A 15,537-nucleotide genomic window follows, 5' to 3' on the forward strand; every position below is an offset into this window, starting at 1 on the left:
CGAATTAACAAACCATTAGGCCCTTTTATAGTTTTTTTAACAAATAAGTGAGGGTAAACGTTTTTTTTCTTAATTATTTAACTTTAATTTTACCCCCTCCTGCTGCTTAAGTTAGAAGGTATTGCTTAACTGCACCCTTCTAAGAGAATTTACTCTTTTACCTTCCAGAGCTGGTAAAAGCATGTGTGTCAAATAATTTAATTCGTCCGGTTTTAACATGGAAAAAACTTGTTTTTTTTATGCCTGCATGGCTACTTCCCCGCGTATGCAGTTGCATATAGGCTTATCATCGCCTCCTTCTTACCACGAGCAATTGTTGACATTACGGTTCTCTGATGTAAAATCAATTTCCATGTGTGATTGATGTAATCTGAAATTTTTGTTGCTACAGATTCACCAGCCTGTTTAGTTGTTGCATAAGCGACCTGGCAGGATTATGCTTGTCATCAACCGGTTTTTTCGATCGAAAAAAACCGGAAGGGAATTTTATTGTCTGAACTTTTTTTATAACGGGGTATTAGGTGTTTAAAAAACAAATCAACAACATGAGAAAACTTGTAGCATTGTTCCCGGTGCTGTTATTGTGCATCATGACAGCCGTAGGTCAAACGCGACTCATTAGCGGGTCGGTTGCCGATGAAAAAGGGACGCCCATTGAAGGCGCTTCTGTCCATATTAAAGGAAGCACGCATGGCGCAACTTCAGATGCACAGGGTCACTTTAAGCTGAATGCCAAGAATGGCGATGTGCTGGTAATTACAGCACTCAACTTCGCCGCTTCAGAAACACCTGTAACAGGTGACAATGTAGTAGTAAAATTAACCAGGTCTACCCGCACTATTGATGAAGTTGTGGTAACGGCCCTGGGTATTTCACGTCAGAAAAAATCATTGGGTTACGCTATCCAGGAAGTGAAAGCTTCAGAGTTAACCAGTTCAAACGAAAACAACGTACTGAACTCCCTGTCTGGTAAAGTTGCGGGTGCGCAAATTACAGCAGCGAGTGGTGCAGTTGGTTCTGGTACACGTATTGTTTTACGTGGTAACAATTCATTTGGCGATAACCAGCCTTTGTTTGTAGTAGACGGTGTTCCGGTAAGCAACTTTGCTACAGGCAGCGCTACCGGTGCTGTTGACTATGGCAGTGGTATCAGTGATATTGACCCAAACAACATTGCATCAATCTCTATCCTGAAAGGTGCCAATGCTGCTGCCCTTTACGGTTCACGCGCCTCTAAAGGTGTTGTGTTGATCACTACCAAAAACGGTAAAGGCAATAAAGGTATTGGCGTAAACTATTCAGGTGGTATTTCAATGGAAAACCTGGCTATCCTGCCTAAATACCAAAACAAATATGGTCAGGGCTGGTATGGTGATGAATTCTATTACAACCAATTCAAGGCAGGTAACCTGAACCTGAAAGATATTGGTGTAGATCCTACCCTTAACCCGCAAAGCTATGCAGAGTGGGCACAGCAGGTGGGCTTCTCTTATAAAGATGGTATTGGCAACGGCGTTAACGATGGCGTTGATGAAAGCTGGGGTCCACGTTTGGACATTGGCCTGAAACTGCCTCAGTACAACAGCCCGCTTGATGCCAATGGCAACAGGATTGCTACACCGTGGATTTCTCATCCAGACAACGTAAAGAATTTCTTCCAGACTGGTTATACTGTTGACAACAGTGTGGCTTTAACTTCTAATACTGATAAAGGTAATACCCGTTTGGCGCTCGGTCATCAGTACCAGGTTGGTGCCATTCCGAATACCGATCAGAAAAGATATACCGTGCAGTTGAACACTACGCAGAACCTTACCGACAAACTGAAGGCTGATGCGATGATCAACTACATTCAAACGGATAATGACAACCTGATTGGCCAGGGATATAACGAGTTTAACCCTATGCAATCATTGGGTAGCTGGTTTGGTCGCCAGGTAGATGTGGCAGATCTGAAAGCACATTACAAAGATGAGTTTGTGGGTGGTATGCCGTACAACTGGAACAGCAACTACCATGACAACCCGTATTTCAGCATCAACAACAACCTGAACTCACGTCACAAAAACAGGGTACTCGGTTATTTTAGCCTCGGCTATAAATTCAGCAACTGGGCTAATTTAATGGTGCGTGTTGGTGATGACTGGTCAAATGAACTGCGCCAGGAATTAACTGCCAATAAATCAAACTCTACCCTAGTGAGTGCTTCACAGCACCTATGGGGCGGAGGTAAATTCAGGCAGTATCAATATGCATTGAATGAAATGAATACTGATGCGATACTGACAGGTAACGGCAAATTGAATAAAGATTTCTCGCTGAGCTATACTGCCGGTGCTAACTACCGCACCGTTAGCCAACGTAGTTCAACATTGGGTGCAGATAAATTAACTGTTCCCAACCTGTTTACCATCAGCAATGCAAAAGGTGCTCCCGTAACAGGTCAGAACTATCTGAGCTTCCGCACCAACAGCTTGTATGCACAGGGTTCACTTGGTTATAAAAACTGGTTATACCTTGATGTTACCGGCCGTAACGACTGGAGTTCTACCCTGCCTCAGACTAACTGGTCATTCTTCTATCCTTCAGTTAGCTTAAGCTGGATTTTTACAGATGCGCTGAACTTGAAGTCTGATGTATTGACTTATGGTAAACTGCGCGCCAGCTGGGCTAAAGTTGGTAGCGGCGGTGATAACCCATATCAGCTGGTGGGCGAATATCTTGCCAATGCTGCTGGTTTCAATGGCGTTACACTGTACCAGATTGCTTCTACTTTACCTGCTAAAAACCTGAAACCTGAGTTTACAAAAAGTAGTGAAATCGGTGCAGAGTTGCAGTTCCTGAAAGGCCGTATTAACTTCGACGCGACTTACTACAGCAAGAATACTACTAACCAGATTATGGCAGTAAATATTTCAAATGCAACAGGCTTCAGCAAACTGAACCTGAACGCAGGTGAAATTCAGAATAAAGGTCTGGAGTTGCAGCTGAATGCTGGTATCATCCGTTCTTCTAAAGGTTTGAACTGGGATGTTACTGTTAACTGGGCTAAAAATACCAATAAGGTTAACAAGCTATACACAGATCCTATCACTGGTCAAAAACTGTCTTCTTTCAACATTGCCTCTGCGTGGAGCACAACGGTGGATGCTATTCCCGGCGAAGCTTTCGGTGTAATCAGAGGTACTGGTTTTGCACGTGATAAAAGCGGCGCTATTATCGTAGGTACAGATGGCTTGCCTACTTTTACCGGAACTCCTGTTGAGTTGGGTAATATCACGCCTGACTGGGTGGGTGGTATCACCAACAGCTTTGGCTACCGCAACTTCCGCTTTAGCTTCCTGATCGACGTTCGCAAAGGTGGTGATTTCTTCAGTGTTACCGATTGGTTTGGTTCTTACACTGGTGTGCTTGATTATACCGCTGCCGGCAATATCCGTGAAAATGGTGTTGTTGTTGGTAAAGATGTATTAAGCAACCAACGTGTTGTTACTGCTGATGGTAAAGAAAACACTACCCGTGTTGGCGCAATGGATTATTTCCACAGCCTGTACGGTGGTCGTGAAACATCTATCATCGATGGTAGCTTTGTTAAACTGCGTCAAATTGAACTGGCTTACACTTTCCCTGCAAAATTTGTTAACCGCATAGGCTGGGTAAAAGGCATGGGTGTATCAGTGTTTGCTCATAATGTGGCATTGCTGCATACCGATAAAAGCAACAGGGCGCACGTAGATCCTGAAACTTCTGGTTTTGGTGTTGGTAACGATGGCCTGGGTATTGAACAATACCAGATCCCTTCTACCCGCAGCATTGGTTTGAAACTGAATGTTAATTTATAATCAGCAGTAATTACATGAAAAAACAAGTTATCAATATAATAGCTGGCAGTGTGCTGATAATAGCAGGCCAGTCGTGCACTAAACAGTTCGAGGAGCTGAATACAGACCCGAACCATCCGGTTGTTGCACCTACTACCAACGTGTTGGCATATGCCATCGAAGACTTTGGCGCTCACCTCTACGATGCATGGGGCGACATGAATGAACCAGAAACCTATGCTGGTCATCTTGGTAAAATTCAATACATCGATGAAGCGCGCTATGTATTCAGAACAGGTACCGTAAGCAATGACTGGACTTATTATTACCGTGACCTGAAAAACCTGGCGAATGTTATCGCTACTGCTAAAAACGACAAAGCGGTTAATATGCAGGCTGCGGCTTTAACATTCCAGACTTTTATTGCTCAGAAAGCTACTGATACCTGGAGAGATATTCCGTTTTCTGACGCCATAAAAGGTGATTCTGGTTATCTTACTCCCAAATACGACAAACAGGAAAACATTTACCCCGCGTTAATCGCTAACCTGAAAACAGCAGGCGATTTGTTTGCAACAAATGCAATAGATAAACTGGGCGAAGGTGACCTGATATACAATGGCGATATCACAAAATGGCAGAAATTCTGTAACTCATTGCGTTTGCGTTTAGCGATTCGTATTTCGAATGTTGCACCCGACGCGGCGAAAGCAAATATCGAAGAGATCCTGGGTAACCAGAGCAAGTACCCTGTTTTTGAAAGCAATGACGATAACGCATTTCTTGTTTGGCCTGGTACCGATCCTTACATCGAACCATGGGCAGCCGATTACCAGGGCAGGGACGATCATGCTGTGAGCGAACCGCTGGTTACAACTTTAATCAGCCTGGCAGATCCCCGTTTGCCTGTATATGCAAAGCCTGCAACTGCAGATGGTGCATACCGCGGTGTTGAAATTGGTCCTCCGGGTCAGGTTACACTGGCACAATATTCACGCATTGGTACTGCTTTCCGTGAAAACGCTACAGGCTTTACCCCTTACATGCGTTATGCTGAAGTGGAGTTTATCATCGCCGAAGCTGCTGCTAAAGGATGGAATGCAGGCGCTACTGCACAGGATGCTTATGAAGCAGGTGTGAAAGCTTCTCTGGCTGAAAATGGCATTACCAACCCGGCTGCTGTGAACACCTATCTTGGTGGTAGCAACGTTGCATGGAACGGTGATGTTAAGAAAATATACCTGCAGAAATGGATCGCTTTATTTAAAGACGGTCATGAAGCATGGGCAGAAAGCAGAAGAACAGACGTTCCTTTGCTGCCTGCTGCAAGAGGTTCGGCCTACGCTGGTCACAACCGTGCGCCTTTCCGCTATCCTTATCCAACAGAAGAGACTACTTTGAATGGCGCCAACAGTGGCGAATCTATTGCCAAAGTGAAAGACTACTTCTGGGGTCAGCAGATGTGGTGGGATACCCGCGGTGGTGTTCAGTAATTCATAGTACTTGTTTAAAAGGGGCTGTTTCTTCTGAAACAGCCCCTTTTGCTTTTGCGTTACCTGGCGCCGCTCCCATAAAATACCAGCCCCCGTTTGGCAGTACCGCTAAATTTGCGCAGCTTGCAACCGGAAGCATTTGTTTTATCTCTAAAAAATCAACGATATGGCCGATCAGCAGCAGAATCAGCTTAATATAGAAATCAGTGAAGAAGTGGCAGAAGGTACCTATGCCAACCTCGCTATCATTACGCATAGCCATGCTGAATTTGTAATTGATTTTGTGAACGTAATGCCCGGCACGCCCAAAAGCCGTGTAAAATCGCGCATTATTTTAACGCCCATGCATGCCAAACGTTTTATGCGTGCATTGCAGGAAAATGTAGACCGTTACGAAGCTGCCAATGGCGCTATACAAGACCTGGAGCAGGTAGAAATTCCCATGACTTTTGGCGGACCTACCGCACAGGCTTAACCGCTGCCCTGCAATAAAATAATTCCCGGCAGGCACCGCCGGGAGTTATTACTGGCTTTTATGTAAACGAGATTACAGCAAACCCTGATCTGCAAAGCTGTAAAAACCTTCCTCGCTTACAATAATATGATCGAGCACCTGTATATCAAACAAGGCTGCACCTTCCTTTAATTTACGGGTAAGTTCTTTATCGGCCCTGCTGGGGCGCAGGCTGCCGCTGGGATGATTGTGACAGAGAATAATGCTTACCGCTTCGTGCTCCAGCGCTTTGCGAAAAATAACCCGGGGATCGGCAACGGTACCGGTAATACCGCCTTCACTGATAATTTCAAAGTGATTCACCTTATTATTGGCATTCAGGAATACCACTGCAAAGGCTTCCTGCTTTTTGAACTGCAGGTGCACCTTTAAATAATGCACCATATCGGTGCTGTGTGTAATGGCTTCTTTTTTACTGCCTGCATTACGCCTTATGCCCAGCTCAAGTGCTGCCACGATAGACATGGCCCGCTTTTCGCCCAGGCCGCGTATTTTAAGTTTTGAAATTTCTTTGGGTGTTAAACGGCCCAGTTTGTGCAGGTCGTTGCCGCTGCAATCTAACAGCGATTTGGCAATATCTACCGCGCTGAAACAATGCGTGCCGTTGTTGATTACAATAGCCAGTAATTCGGAATTGCTAAGATTTTGAGCGCCCTTTTGCACTAGTTTCTCTCTTGGGCGATCGTCTGTCGCCCATTGTTTTATTGGTTTGCCTTTCATAGATTTTACTTTCCTTGGTTTCCTCCACAAAGATATTCCCGGCTTCCTGAACCGCTCCTTAAATTTTCCACTTTCCCCATTTCAAGTAAAAATTAAGCGATGCCCCGTTGATATCATTTTTTCCCTGCCTATCTTCGCCGCTCATTCTGCATTGCTATGAACCCATCAGTAAAGATATTTTCCGGCACCGGATCGCAGGTCCTTGCCGAGAAAATAGCCCAACGTTTTGGTGCACCGCTAGGAAAAATCAATATTCAGAAGTTTAGTGACGGGGAATTTCAGCCAATTTTCCTCGAGAGTATCCGCGGCGACTATGTTTTTCTTATCCAGAGCACTTTTGCACCGTCTGACAACTTAATGGAACTGCTGCTGATGATTGATGCGGCAAAAAGAGCAAGTGCCTACCGCATTGTAGTAGTGATCCCTTATTATGGCTATGCAAGGCAGGACAGGAAAGACAAGCCCCGTGTGGCCATAGGATCGAAACTGGTAGCCACACTGCTCGAATCTGCAGGTGCTAACAGGGTGATTACCATGGATTTACATGCTCCCCAGATCCAGGGCTTCTTTGATATCCCGGTTGACCACCTCGACAGCTCCGCTATTTTTATCCCTTATATTGAGCAGTTAAAGCTCGAAAACCTTACCTTTGCCGCCCCGGACGTGGGTAGTACCAATCGTGTAAGGGAAATTGCCAGCTATTTTAACGCCGAAATGGTTATTTGCGACAAACATCGCAAAAGAGCCAATGAAATAGCCAGCATGGTGGTGATAGGTGAGGTAAAAGGCAAAGACATCATTTTAATTGATGATATCTGCGACACCGGCGGAACGCTTGCAAAAGCTGCCGGGTTACTGAAAGACAAAGGTGCAAGAAGCATTCGCGCCCTTTGTACACATCCCATCCTAAGCGGAAAAGCTTACGAAAATATCGGTAACAGCGTGCTCGAAGAACTGGTGGTTTGCGATACCATCCCGTTAAAAGAGCAACATCCGCTGATAAAGGTGCTGAGCGTGGCCGATTTGTTCGCAATCGCCATCCGCAATGCCTACGAAAACAAAAGTATTACCAGCCTCTTTATTCATTCGCAACTGAAAGAATCTAGGAGAGCGAAATAATACAACAGTCAGTTTAATTTTAAATACGCATAACAATGAACACAATTACAATCGAAGGACAACTGAGGACCGAATATGGCAAAAAAGCCACCCGCCAGCTTCGCTCTCAGGAACTCGTGCCAGGTGTAATTTATGGGGGTGCTACAGAGGTTAATTTCTCTGCTCCGGCAAAAAGCTTCAAAAACCTGGTGTACACACCAAAATTTCAGTTAGCTGAAGTTACCGTAGATGGCAAAAAATACACTTGTATCCTGAAAGATCTTCAGTTTGACAAAGTGAACGACGAGCTGATCCATGTTGACCTGCTGGAACTGGTAGAAGATAAACACGTTGTTGCTACACTGCCGCTGAAATTGGTTGGTGCATCTGCTGGTGTTAAAGCCGGTGGTAAACTGGTTACCAAAATCAAGGCGCTGAAAGTAAAAACACTGCCTAAATACCTGAAAGAAAATATCGAGCTTGATGTTACGAACCTTGAACTGAACGGTAACGTTCGCGTTGAAGACGTGAAAGCTGAGAATATGGAAATCCTGAACTCACCACGTATCCCTATCGCTTCTGTGGTAATGACGCGTCAGCTGAAACAGGAAGAAGCAGCAGAAAAGAAAAAATAAACCCGTCGTTTATAGCTTACAAAAAGCCCCGTATTTATGCGGGGTTTTTTATTGCCGGTAAGCGAAAACTGAACACTGTGCCCGAAGGCTGGTTGGGCGCAACCGATATAGAACCGCCATTCTTTTCCACAAACTCCCTGCACAGCAGTAAACCAATGCCTGTGCCTATTTCGTTCATCGTTCCGCTGGTGCTGGCTATGTCTTTACCGGCGAACAATTGCTGCATTTTCTCGGGCGGCATGCCTTTGCCTGTATCAGCGATACTTACCTGTACCATATTTTCTTCTTCCGCGGCAGTAATGCTGAGGCGACCGCCGGGATAACTGAATTTAATGGCATTGCTCAGCAGGTTGCGCAAAATAAGCTTGCAATGGTTGCGGTCTGCATGCAGCTGCAAGCATTCACTCACCTGTACCTGCACCTGCAACTGCTTTTGATCGATGGCCTGCTTAAACAGTTCTACCTTTTGATTGACCAATACCGCCAGGGGAAAATCAGCAGGCGTTGCCCTGATGCCGTTCATCTGTGTTTTGCTCCAGTGCAGCATATTGGTTAAACCTTCCTGCAGTGATTCTACCTGGGTGCCCAGCTGGCCGGCAATTTCTTCGAACTCGCTTTGGGTAATTAACTCTTCGTGCAGCAGTTCGAGTGAGCTTTGCAGGGCGGCAATGGGCGAACGCATATCGTGCGCAATAATGGTAAGCAACTTTTCCTTGCTTTGGTTCAGCTGCTGCAATTGCTGGTTTTGCTTTTCCAGTTCCAGTTTTTGCAAATTCAACTGCTGTTGCTGTTCACTGAGCAGCCTGTTGTTTTGCTCAATCGTTTGTTTGTGGTTGCGGTGCGTGCTTTTAAAATAATGCAGGCTCAGCACCAGCAGCAATACCATCAGCAGCAGGTTCACCATCAGTCTTTCCCATGAAACCGATTGCTGGTCGAGGTTGTGGTACTGCACGGTTTTAATGGCCAGGAACAACAACCCGTTCAGGGTGCTGAAGCCATACATATGCCATTTGTTATGGAACAGGATGGCAGTGATCACAATATTCAGCAGCAGGTAATTTTCGGCGCCATTGCGGTAAAAAAGTGCAGGCACGGCAAATAGTACCACGCTAAGGTTGATTAATACAGCACGGGCCGTGTAATGCCTGCCTTTGCGGTTAAAATATAAAATGGTGAGGTTACCGGCGAGCAGCAGAAACGTGGTGCAAAACTGGAAATACAGGTGCTGAATAATATTCAGGCACAAAAAAGTAACCATGAAGGGGATGGCAATAAGCAGGCAGATAGAGATAAGCCGGTTGCGTTGCTGTTCTTCAAATGTAGAAGCAGAATCGGGCTGACTGAGTAACTGGTGCAAAGCGGCGGAAAGCCCTTTGGCTGCTGGTTTTGTTTTCAATAGACGAGGGGATTGAGCAGATAACGCACGAAGTTAAGATTTGCACTGTATTTTTGAAAAGCCCGGCAGCGGGGTTTAATTTTACAGCAATGAGCAAATTTCTTATCGTAGGATTGGGCAATATAGGTGCAGAATACGCGAACACAAGGCACAATATAGGTTTCGATGTGGTACATGCTTTTGCCGTTAAACATGGCGGTATGTTTAAAACCGACCGCCTGGCCGAAGTGGCGGAAGTAAAATGGAAGGGCAAAATTTTTGTTTGCATTCTGCCTACCACGTATATGAACCTGAGCGGAAAAGCCTTTAAATACTGGATGGACAAGGAGAAAATACCATTGGAGCAAACGCTCACCGTGGTAGACGACCTGGCATTGCCGCTGAGTAAACTGCGGCTGCGCGGCGCAGGCAGCGATGCAGGGCACAACGGGTTAAAAGATATTCAGCTGATGGTGGGTACCGATAAATATCCAAAGCTGCGTTTTGGCATAGGTGATAAGTTTCCGAAGGGTATGCAGGTGGATTTTGTGCTGGGAAAATGGTTTCCGGAGGAAGTACCGGTGGTTAAACAGAAAATAGATAAATGTGTTGAAGTTATAGAGCAATTTGCCGCAATTGGTATCGAAAGAACCATGAACACTGTAAATAATTTGAATTTTCCCTTATCATAAATCATTAGCTTTCTTTAAATTAGCTTAAAATATAATTGAGTTGGGACGTGCAATTGGTGCATTCTTTGCAGAAAGCCCATGCCTTAATACTCGAATTATCTTTTATACCATAACTTCTATCTATGAAAATCTTTTGCGTTGGACGTAATTATGCTGATCATGCCAAGGAACTGAAGAACGAAGTACCCGACGAGCCGGTTATTTTCATGAAACCCAAAAGTGCCTTGTTGCAGCAGCATACACCATTTTATTATCCCGAGTTTTCTAACGAGCTGCATTACGAAGCCGAACTGGTGTTGCGTGTGGCCAAAAACGGCAAATACATTCAACAGCGTCATGCATCCCGCTATTACAATGCCATTACGGTTGGTATTGATTTTACCGCCCGTGACGTACAGCAGGAGCTGAAGAAAAAAGGGCTGCCCTGGGAAAAAGCCAAGGCATGGGATAATTCGGCTGTAGTAGGCGAGTGGGTTGAATTAACACCCGAAATGCTGAAGAAACCGTTTAATTTCTCTCTCAAAAACAACGAAGAACTGGTTCAGCAAGGCGTTAGCAGTGATATGCTGTTTTCGTTTGACGCCATCGTTGCACATATATCCCAGTTTTTTTCCCTCAACATCGGCGATCTTATTTTTACCGGCACCCCGGCAGGCGTAGGCGAATGTGTGGTGGGTGATGTGCTGGAAGGTTTCCTGGAAGAAAAGAAGATGTTTACGCTGGAAGTAAAATAAGGGTTCATCTGTAAAAAATTAGTTGACTGTTGCTGCTGCACACCGATATTTGCGGCATGTTATCTACCAACGAGCTTGCCCGTGCATTTGGCTTAATGGCAACAGCACGTGCCATGGCCATGCTGTATGAGCAGGAGAGAAACGCATGCAGGTATGTGCATGCAGTGGCAACAGGTCATGAGGCTATACAGATCGCTGCAGGCAGTCTGCTGGAATCGTGTGATTATGTAAGTCCGTACTATCGTGACGATGCCATGCTGCTCTCGATGGGATTTGAACCCCACGAACTGATGCTGCAGTTACTGGCCAAGGCCGATGATCCTTTCTCAGGGGGCCGTTCATACTACTGCCACCCCAGCAGTACCGATAACACCAAACCACGTATTATACACCAGAGCAGTGCCACGGGCATGCAGGCAATTCCATCCACCGGTATTGCACAGGGCATTCAATACCTGAACCAGGTAAACGCCGCTGCGCTGCGCCGTGGCGAAAATGGTGAGTTTCCCGTTGTGCTCTGTTCTTTTGGCGACAATAGTATTACAGAAGGTGAAGTAAGTGAAGCATTGCAGTTTGCTGTATTGAAGAAGCTGCCCATTATTTACCTGGTGCAGGATAACCAATGGGGTATCAGCGTTTCGGCCGAAGAGGCACGTGCCATGAATGCCTGGGAATATGCAGCCGGTTTTAAAGGTTTGCATCGCCTGCAGGCAGATGGTACTGATTTGCTCAGCAGCTTCGCGGTAATGGAAGAAGCTTTCCGTTATGCGCGTTCGCAACGCGGGCCTGTGCTGGTGCATGCTTCCGTGGTGCTGCTGGCGCATCATACCAGTGGTGTACGCCGCGAATTTTACCGCAGTAAGGAGAATCTGGAAGCGCACGCCAAAAACGATCCTTACCCCAAACTGCGCCGCTTATTGCTGCAGGATGGATTTACCCAGGACAATATTGAACAGCTGGAGCGTGAGGCTGTAAAGCAGGTATACAGCGATTTTAGACAGGCACAGGCTGCAGCAGACCCTGCCCCGGCTACAGTTGCAGACCATGTGTTTGCGCCAACACCCATCACTGAAGAACAAGGCACACGTATGCCTGTTGGCGGTGAAAAAACAATTATGGTAGATGCAGCCCTGCATGCCATTGAAGAGATTATGCAGCAGCATCCCGAATGTTTGCTGTATGGCCAGGACGTGGGGCGCACGCTGGGCGGTGTATTTCGTGAAGCGGCTACACTGGCAGAAAAGTTTGGTGATCACCGTGTGTTTAATACAGCCATACAGGAAGCCTATATTGCAGGCTCTACCATTGGCATGGCAGCTGTTGGTTTACGCCCCATTGTTGAGGTGCAGTTTGGCGACTATGTATACCCTGCTATTAACCAGCTGGCTTCTGAGCTGGTGAAATCCAGTTATCTCTCCAACGGTAAATTTTCTGTTCCCATGATACTGCGTGTGCCTGTAGGTGCGTATGGTGGCGGCGGGCCGTATCATAGCGGCAGCATTGAATCTACACTTTTAAGCATCAAAGGCCTGAAGGTTTGTTTTCCATCCAATGCAGCTGATTTAAAAGGTTTGATGAAAGCTGCTTACTATGATCCTAACCCGGTAATTATGCTTGAGCATAAAGGGTTATACTGGAGCAAGGTGCCGGGTACGGAAGATGCCAAAACTATTGAACCGGATAAAGATTATATACTGCCGCTGGGCAAAGCCAATGTGGTGGTGACTGCTGCGGAAAGCAATATCAACAAGGGCGACAGTGTTTGTGTGGTTACCTATGGCATGGGCGTGCACTGGGCCAAGGCTGCGGCTGCCAAACTGTATGGCAGGGTAGAAGTGGTTGATTTGCGCACGCTGTATCCATTGGATGAAGCGCTGGTTTTCGACGCAGTAAAAAGACATGGCCGTTGCCTGGTGCTTACCGAAGAACAGCAAAATAATTCTTTTGCGGAAGCACTTGCCTGGCGCATATCCCATGCCTGTTTCAGCTGGCTGGATGTGCCTGTTGAAGTAATGGGCGCGCTTAGCCTGCCTGCAGTGCCTATCAATATCCAACTGGAAGCAGCCATGTTACCATCAGCAGTAAAACTGATTCAGCGCCTGCAGCAACTGCTGGATGCATAACGGCAGTACAACCGGTATCCCAAGATATGATAAAGATAAAAGCCCGTAAATACGCAGTTGTAATGCGTGTTTGCGGGCTTTGTTATATTTGCACGCTTTTAGCGATAGTACGCTTCACTCCATTTCAGTTCATTCTTTAAATCGCGCATGGTGGTGTTTTTGCCGATTAATACAAACTCAATGCCTGCCATATCTGCAAAGTCTTCGAGTTGGGTGCTGCTGAGGTTTTGGCTGTAGCAGGTATGGTGGGCGCCGCCGGCGAGTATCCAGGCTGCGCAGCCTGTGGGCAAGTCTGGGTAAGGTTTCCAGAGTACGCGTGCTACGGGCAGGTTGGGCAGTTCGTGTTGTGGGGTAACTGCTTCCACTTCGTTTACCAGCAGGCGGAAACGGTTGCCCATATCAATCACCGATGCATTGAGTGCGGGGCCTGCGGGGGCGTTAAATACCAGGCGTACAGGATCTGCCTTGCCGCCAATGCCTAAAGGATGTACTTCACAGGAAGGTTTGCCTGCTGCAATGCTGGGGCAAATTTCGAGCATGTGCGAGCCGAGTACCAATTGATTCGCGGGATCGAAATGGTAGGTGTAATCTTCCATAAAAGAGTTGCCGCCGTTGAGGCCGCTGCCCATTACCTTCATGGCGCGTACCAGGGCACTTGTTTTCCAGTCGCCTTCACCGGCAAAGCCGTAGCCCGAAGCCATCAGGCGTTGTGCGGCAATGCCGGGCAGTTGAATCATGCCATGCAGGTCTTCAAAAGTATCCGTAAATCCTTTAAAGCCGCCCTGCTGCAGGAAGCTGGCTAAGCCCAGTTCAATGCGTGCCGCATCGCGCAGGTGCTGGTGTTTGTTGTTTCCTTTGTGCAAGGCTGGTGCGAGTGTATATGTACCTGCATATTCTTCTACCAGATTGTCAACTGCCTTATCACTAATGGTGTCAATGATGTTTACAAGGTCGCCAATGCCGTAGGTGTTTACGGAGTAACCAAACTGAATTTCGGCTTCTACTTTATCGCCTTCTGTAACGGCTACGTAGCGCATATTGTCGCCAATGCGGGCGAACCTGGCGCCCTGCCAATCATGCCAGCCGGCAGCAACACGTGTCCAGTCGCCGATGCTGCTGCGTACGTTGGTGGCTTCCCAATGCCCCACCACTATTTTACGGTTGCGGCGCAGGCGGCTTACCATGAAGCCGAACTCGCGGTCGCCATGTGCGCTCTGGTTCAGGTTCATGAAATCCATGTCAATGCTGCCCCAGGGAATATCGCGGTTGAATTGTGTATGCAGGTGCAGTAAGGGCTTCTGCAATATTTTCAGCCCACCTATCCACATTTTGGCCGGAGAAAAAGTGTGCATCCAGGCAATGATGCCAATACAGTTGGTGTCGTTATTGGCTGCTGCGCAGGTATGATAGATTTCTTCGGTTGTTTTAACAGTGGGCTTATAGACTATAGTAACCGGTATCTGCGATGCACTGCTGAGGGCGTTTGCAATGGTTTGCGCGTGTGCGGCTACCTGCTGTAATGTTTCTTCACCATACAGGTGCTGACTTCCGGTAACAAACCAAACTTCGAGGGCTTTTAAGTTGATCATATGGCGATGATTGATGTTGCGTGTTTTGTTTAATGCTTTATTTATTCCTGGCCGTAATAGGCGCCCTCACCGTGTTTGCGCTCGAAGTGTTTTTTTATGAGTGCTTCTTTCATGATAGCGCATTGGGTGTTGATTTGCTCAGTAAGCAGGGCGAGGCGTGCAAGCTCTTCCAGCACGGCACTGTTGTATACCGCCTGTGCGGCAGTGCGGCCCCAGGTAAAGGGTGCATGACAGCCAACGAGCACCATTTCCACCTCATGGTAATCCAGCTTTTTCTCCGCAAAGGTTTGCATTATCTGGAAACCGGTTTGGTATTCATAATTGCCTGCAATCATTTCGTCGCTCATGGGTGGGGCGCAGGGAATGCTGGTGGTGGTATGATCGGCATGGGTAGTGCCATACAGGGGAATATCGCGCAGCGATTGTGACCATGCGGTGGCATACGTGCTGTGGGTATGTACAATACCACCGATGCCCTGCCAGTGTTTGTATAATACGGCGTGGGTAAGTGTGTCAGAAGATGGGCGCAGTGTGCCTTCCACCGTTTTACCATCGAAATCAACGATCACCATTTTGGCAGGTGATAAGTCTGCATAGGGCATGCCGCTTGGCTTTATGGCAAACACACCCATAGCGTCGTCTGCTGCGCTGGCATTTCCAAAAGTAAACAATACCAAACCCAGCTGCGGCAGCTGCATATTGGCTGCATAGGCAGCTTCCTGTATATGTTGATAACGTGACAT

At 46.8% G+C, this 15,537-nt stretch carries 12 protein-coding genes; 8 read left to right on the forward strand and 4 right to left on the reverse strand.

Annotated elements, in window-relative coordinates; genetic code table 11:
• Positions 1–545: 545 nt before the first annotated feature.
• The 3 genes from DXN05_RS21895 (at position 546) to DXN05_RS21905 (ending at position 5,789) form a co-directional block, all read left to right on the forward strand.
• A complete protein-coding gene (locus DXN05_RS21895; protein ID WP_116849439.1) occupies positions 546–3,842 on the forward strand; it encodes a SusC/RagA family TonB-linked outer membrane protein in 3,297 nt (1,098 codons plus the stop codon).
• Positions 3,843–3,856: 14 nt separating this feature from the next.
• Positions 3,857–5,314 (forward strand): SusD/RagB family nutrient-binding outer membrane lipoprotein, encoded by a 1,458-nt coding sequence (locus tag DXN05_RS21900; protein WP_116849440.1) that lies wholly within the window; start codon positions 3,857–3,859, stop codon positions 5,312–5,314.
• Between the two features lie 166 nt (positions 5,315–5,480).
• Positions 5,481–5,789 carry a DUF3467 domain-containing protein gene (locus tag DXN05_RS21905; protein WP_116849441.1) on the forward strand — a complete coding sequence of 103 codons (309 nt, stop codon included), beginning with the start codon at positions 5,481–5,483 and terminating at the stop codon, positions 5,787–5,789.
• A 72-nt stretch (positions 5,790–5,861) separates the two neighbouring features.
• Here the strand turns inward: DXN05_RS21905 and radC are convergent, their stop codons facing one another.
• The gene (gene radC / locus DXN05_RS21910) at positions 5,862–6,548 is read right to left on the reverse strand and encodes a RadC family protein (RefSeq protein ID WP_116849442.1); all 687 of its coding nucleotides are present in this window, start codon (positions 6,546–6,548) and stop codon (positions 5,862–5,864) included.
• Between the two features lie 156 nt (positions 6,549–6,704).
• Here radC and DXN05_RS21915 point away from each other — a divergent pair, with 156 nt between their 5' ends.
• Both DXN05_RS21915 and DXN05_RS21920 read left to right on the forward strand, forming a co-directional pair.
• Positions 6,705–7,667 carry a ribose-phosphate pyrophosphokinase gene (locus DXN05_RS21915; protein WP_116849443.1) on the forward strand — a complete coding sequence of 321 codons (963 nt, stop codon included), beginning with the start codon at positions 6,705–6,707 and terminating at the stop codon, positions 7,665–7,667.
• A gap of 35 nt (positions 7,668–7,702) precedes the next feature.
• The gene (locus tag DXN05_RS21920) at positions 7,703–8,281 is read left to right on the forward strand and encodes a 50S ribosomal protein L25 (protein ID WP_116849444.1); all 579 of its coding nucleotides are present in this window, start codon (positions 7,703–7,705) and stop codon (positions 8,279–8,281) included.
• Between the two features lie 34 nt (positions 8,282–8,315).
• Here DXN05_RS21920 and DXN05_RS21925 read toward each other — a convergent pair whose 3' ends face one another.
• The gene (locus DXN05_RS21925; RefSeq protein ID WP_147314034.1) at positions 8,316–9,677 is read right to left on the reverse strand and encodes a sensor histidine kinase; all 1,362 of its coding nucleotides are present in this window, start codon (positions 9,675–9,677) and stop codon (positions 8,316–8,318) included.
• A gap of 89 nt (positions 9,678–9,766) precedes the next feature.
• On the opposite strand from DXN05_RS21925, the gene pth reads away from it, so the two are divergent.
• The 3 genes from pth (at position 9,767) to DXN05_RS21940 (ending at position 13,205) form a co-directional block, all read left to right on the forward strand.
• A complete protein-coding gene (gene pth / locus DXN05_RS21930) occupies positions 9,767–10,348 on the forward strand; it encodes an aminoacyl-tRNA hydrolase (RefSeq protein ID WP_116849446.1) in 582 nt (193 codons plus the stop codon).
• Between the two features lie 122 nt (positions 10,349–10,470).
• Positions 10,471–11,082, forward strand: a complete 612-nt coding sequence (locus DXN05_RS21935; RefSeq protein ID WP_116849447.1) for a fumarylacetoacetate hydrolase family protein — start codon at positions 10,471–10,473, stop codon at positions 11,080–11,082.
• A 29-nt stretch (positions 11,083–11,111) separates the two neighbouring features.
• The gene (locus tag DXN05_RS21940; protein ID WP_245975273.1) at positions 11,112–13,205 is read left to right on the forward strand and encodes an alpha-ketoacid dehydrogenase subunit alpha/beta; all 2,094 of its coding nucleotides are present in this window, start codon (positions 11,112–11,114) and stop codon (positions 13,203–13,205) included.
• A gap of 98 nt (positions 13,206–13,303) precedes the next feature.
• Here the strand turns inward: DXN05_RS21940 and araA are convergent, their stop codons facing one another.
• Together araA and araD are read right to left on the reverse strand one after the other, a co-directional pair.
• Positions 13,304–14,794: an L-arabinose isomerase gene (gene araA / locus DXN05_RS21945; protein ID WP_116849448.1), complete on the reverse strand. Its 1,491-nt coding sequence runs from the start codon at positions 14,792–14,794 to the stop codon at positions 13,304–13,306.
• A 41-nt stretch (positions 14,795–14,835) separates the two neighbouring features.
• Positions 14,836–15,537 (reverse strand): L-ribulose-5-phosphate 4-epimerase AraD, encoded by a 702-nt coding sequence (gene araD, locus DXN05_RS21950; protein ID WP_116849449.1) that lies wholly within the window; start codon positions 15,535–15,537, stop codon positions 14,836–14,838.

This window comes from Deminuibacter soli (assembly GCF_003412455.1).
Taxonomy (GTDB): Bacteria; Bacteroidota; Bacteroidia; order Chitinophagales; family Chitinophagaceae; genus Deminuibacter; species Deminuibacter soli.

Bases quoted from the DNA above. Each gene is read 5' to 3' on its own strand.
- DXN05_RS21900 (WP_116849440.1), top strand. From the start codon at position 3,857: ATGAAAAAACAAGTTATCAATATAATAGCTGGCAGTGTGCTGATAATA.
- DXN05_RS21920 (WP_116849444.1), top strand. From the start codon at position 7,703: ATGAACACAATTACAATCGAAGGACAACTGAGGACCGAATATGGCAAA.
- araD (WP_116849449.1), bottom strand. From the start codon at position 15,537: ATGTCACGTTATCAACATATACAGGAAGCTGCCTATGCAGCCAATATG.
- pth (WP_116849446.1), top strand. From the start codon at position 9,767: ATGAGCAAATTTCTTATCGTAGGATTGGGCAATATAGGTGCAGAATAC.
- DXN05_RS21915 (WP_116849443.1), top strand. From the start codon at position 6,705: ATGAACCCATCAGTAAAGATATTTTCCGGCACCGGATCGCAGGTCCTT.
- DXN05_RS21935 (WP_116849447.1), top strand. From the start codon at position 10,471: ATGAAAATCTTTTGCGTTGGACGTAATTATGCTGATCATGCCAAGGAA.
- DXN05_RS21905 (WP_116849441.1), top strand. From the start codon at position 5,481: ATGGCCGATCAGCAGCAGAATCAGCTTAATATAGAAATCAGTGAAGAA.
- DXN05_RS21895 (WP_116849439.1), top strand. From the start codon at position 546: ATGAGAAAACTTGTAGCATTGTTCCCGGTGCTGTTATTGTGCATCATG.
- araA (WP_116849448.1), bottom strand. From the start codon at position 14,794: ATGATCAACTTAAAAGCCCTCGAAGTTTGGTTTGTTACCGGAAGTCAG.
- radC (WP_116849442.1), bottom strand. From the start codon at position 6,548: ATGAAAGGCAAACCAATAAAACAATGGGCGACAGACGATCGCCCAAGA.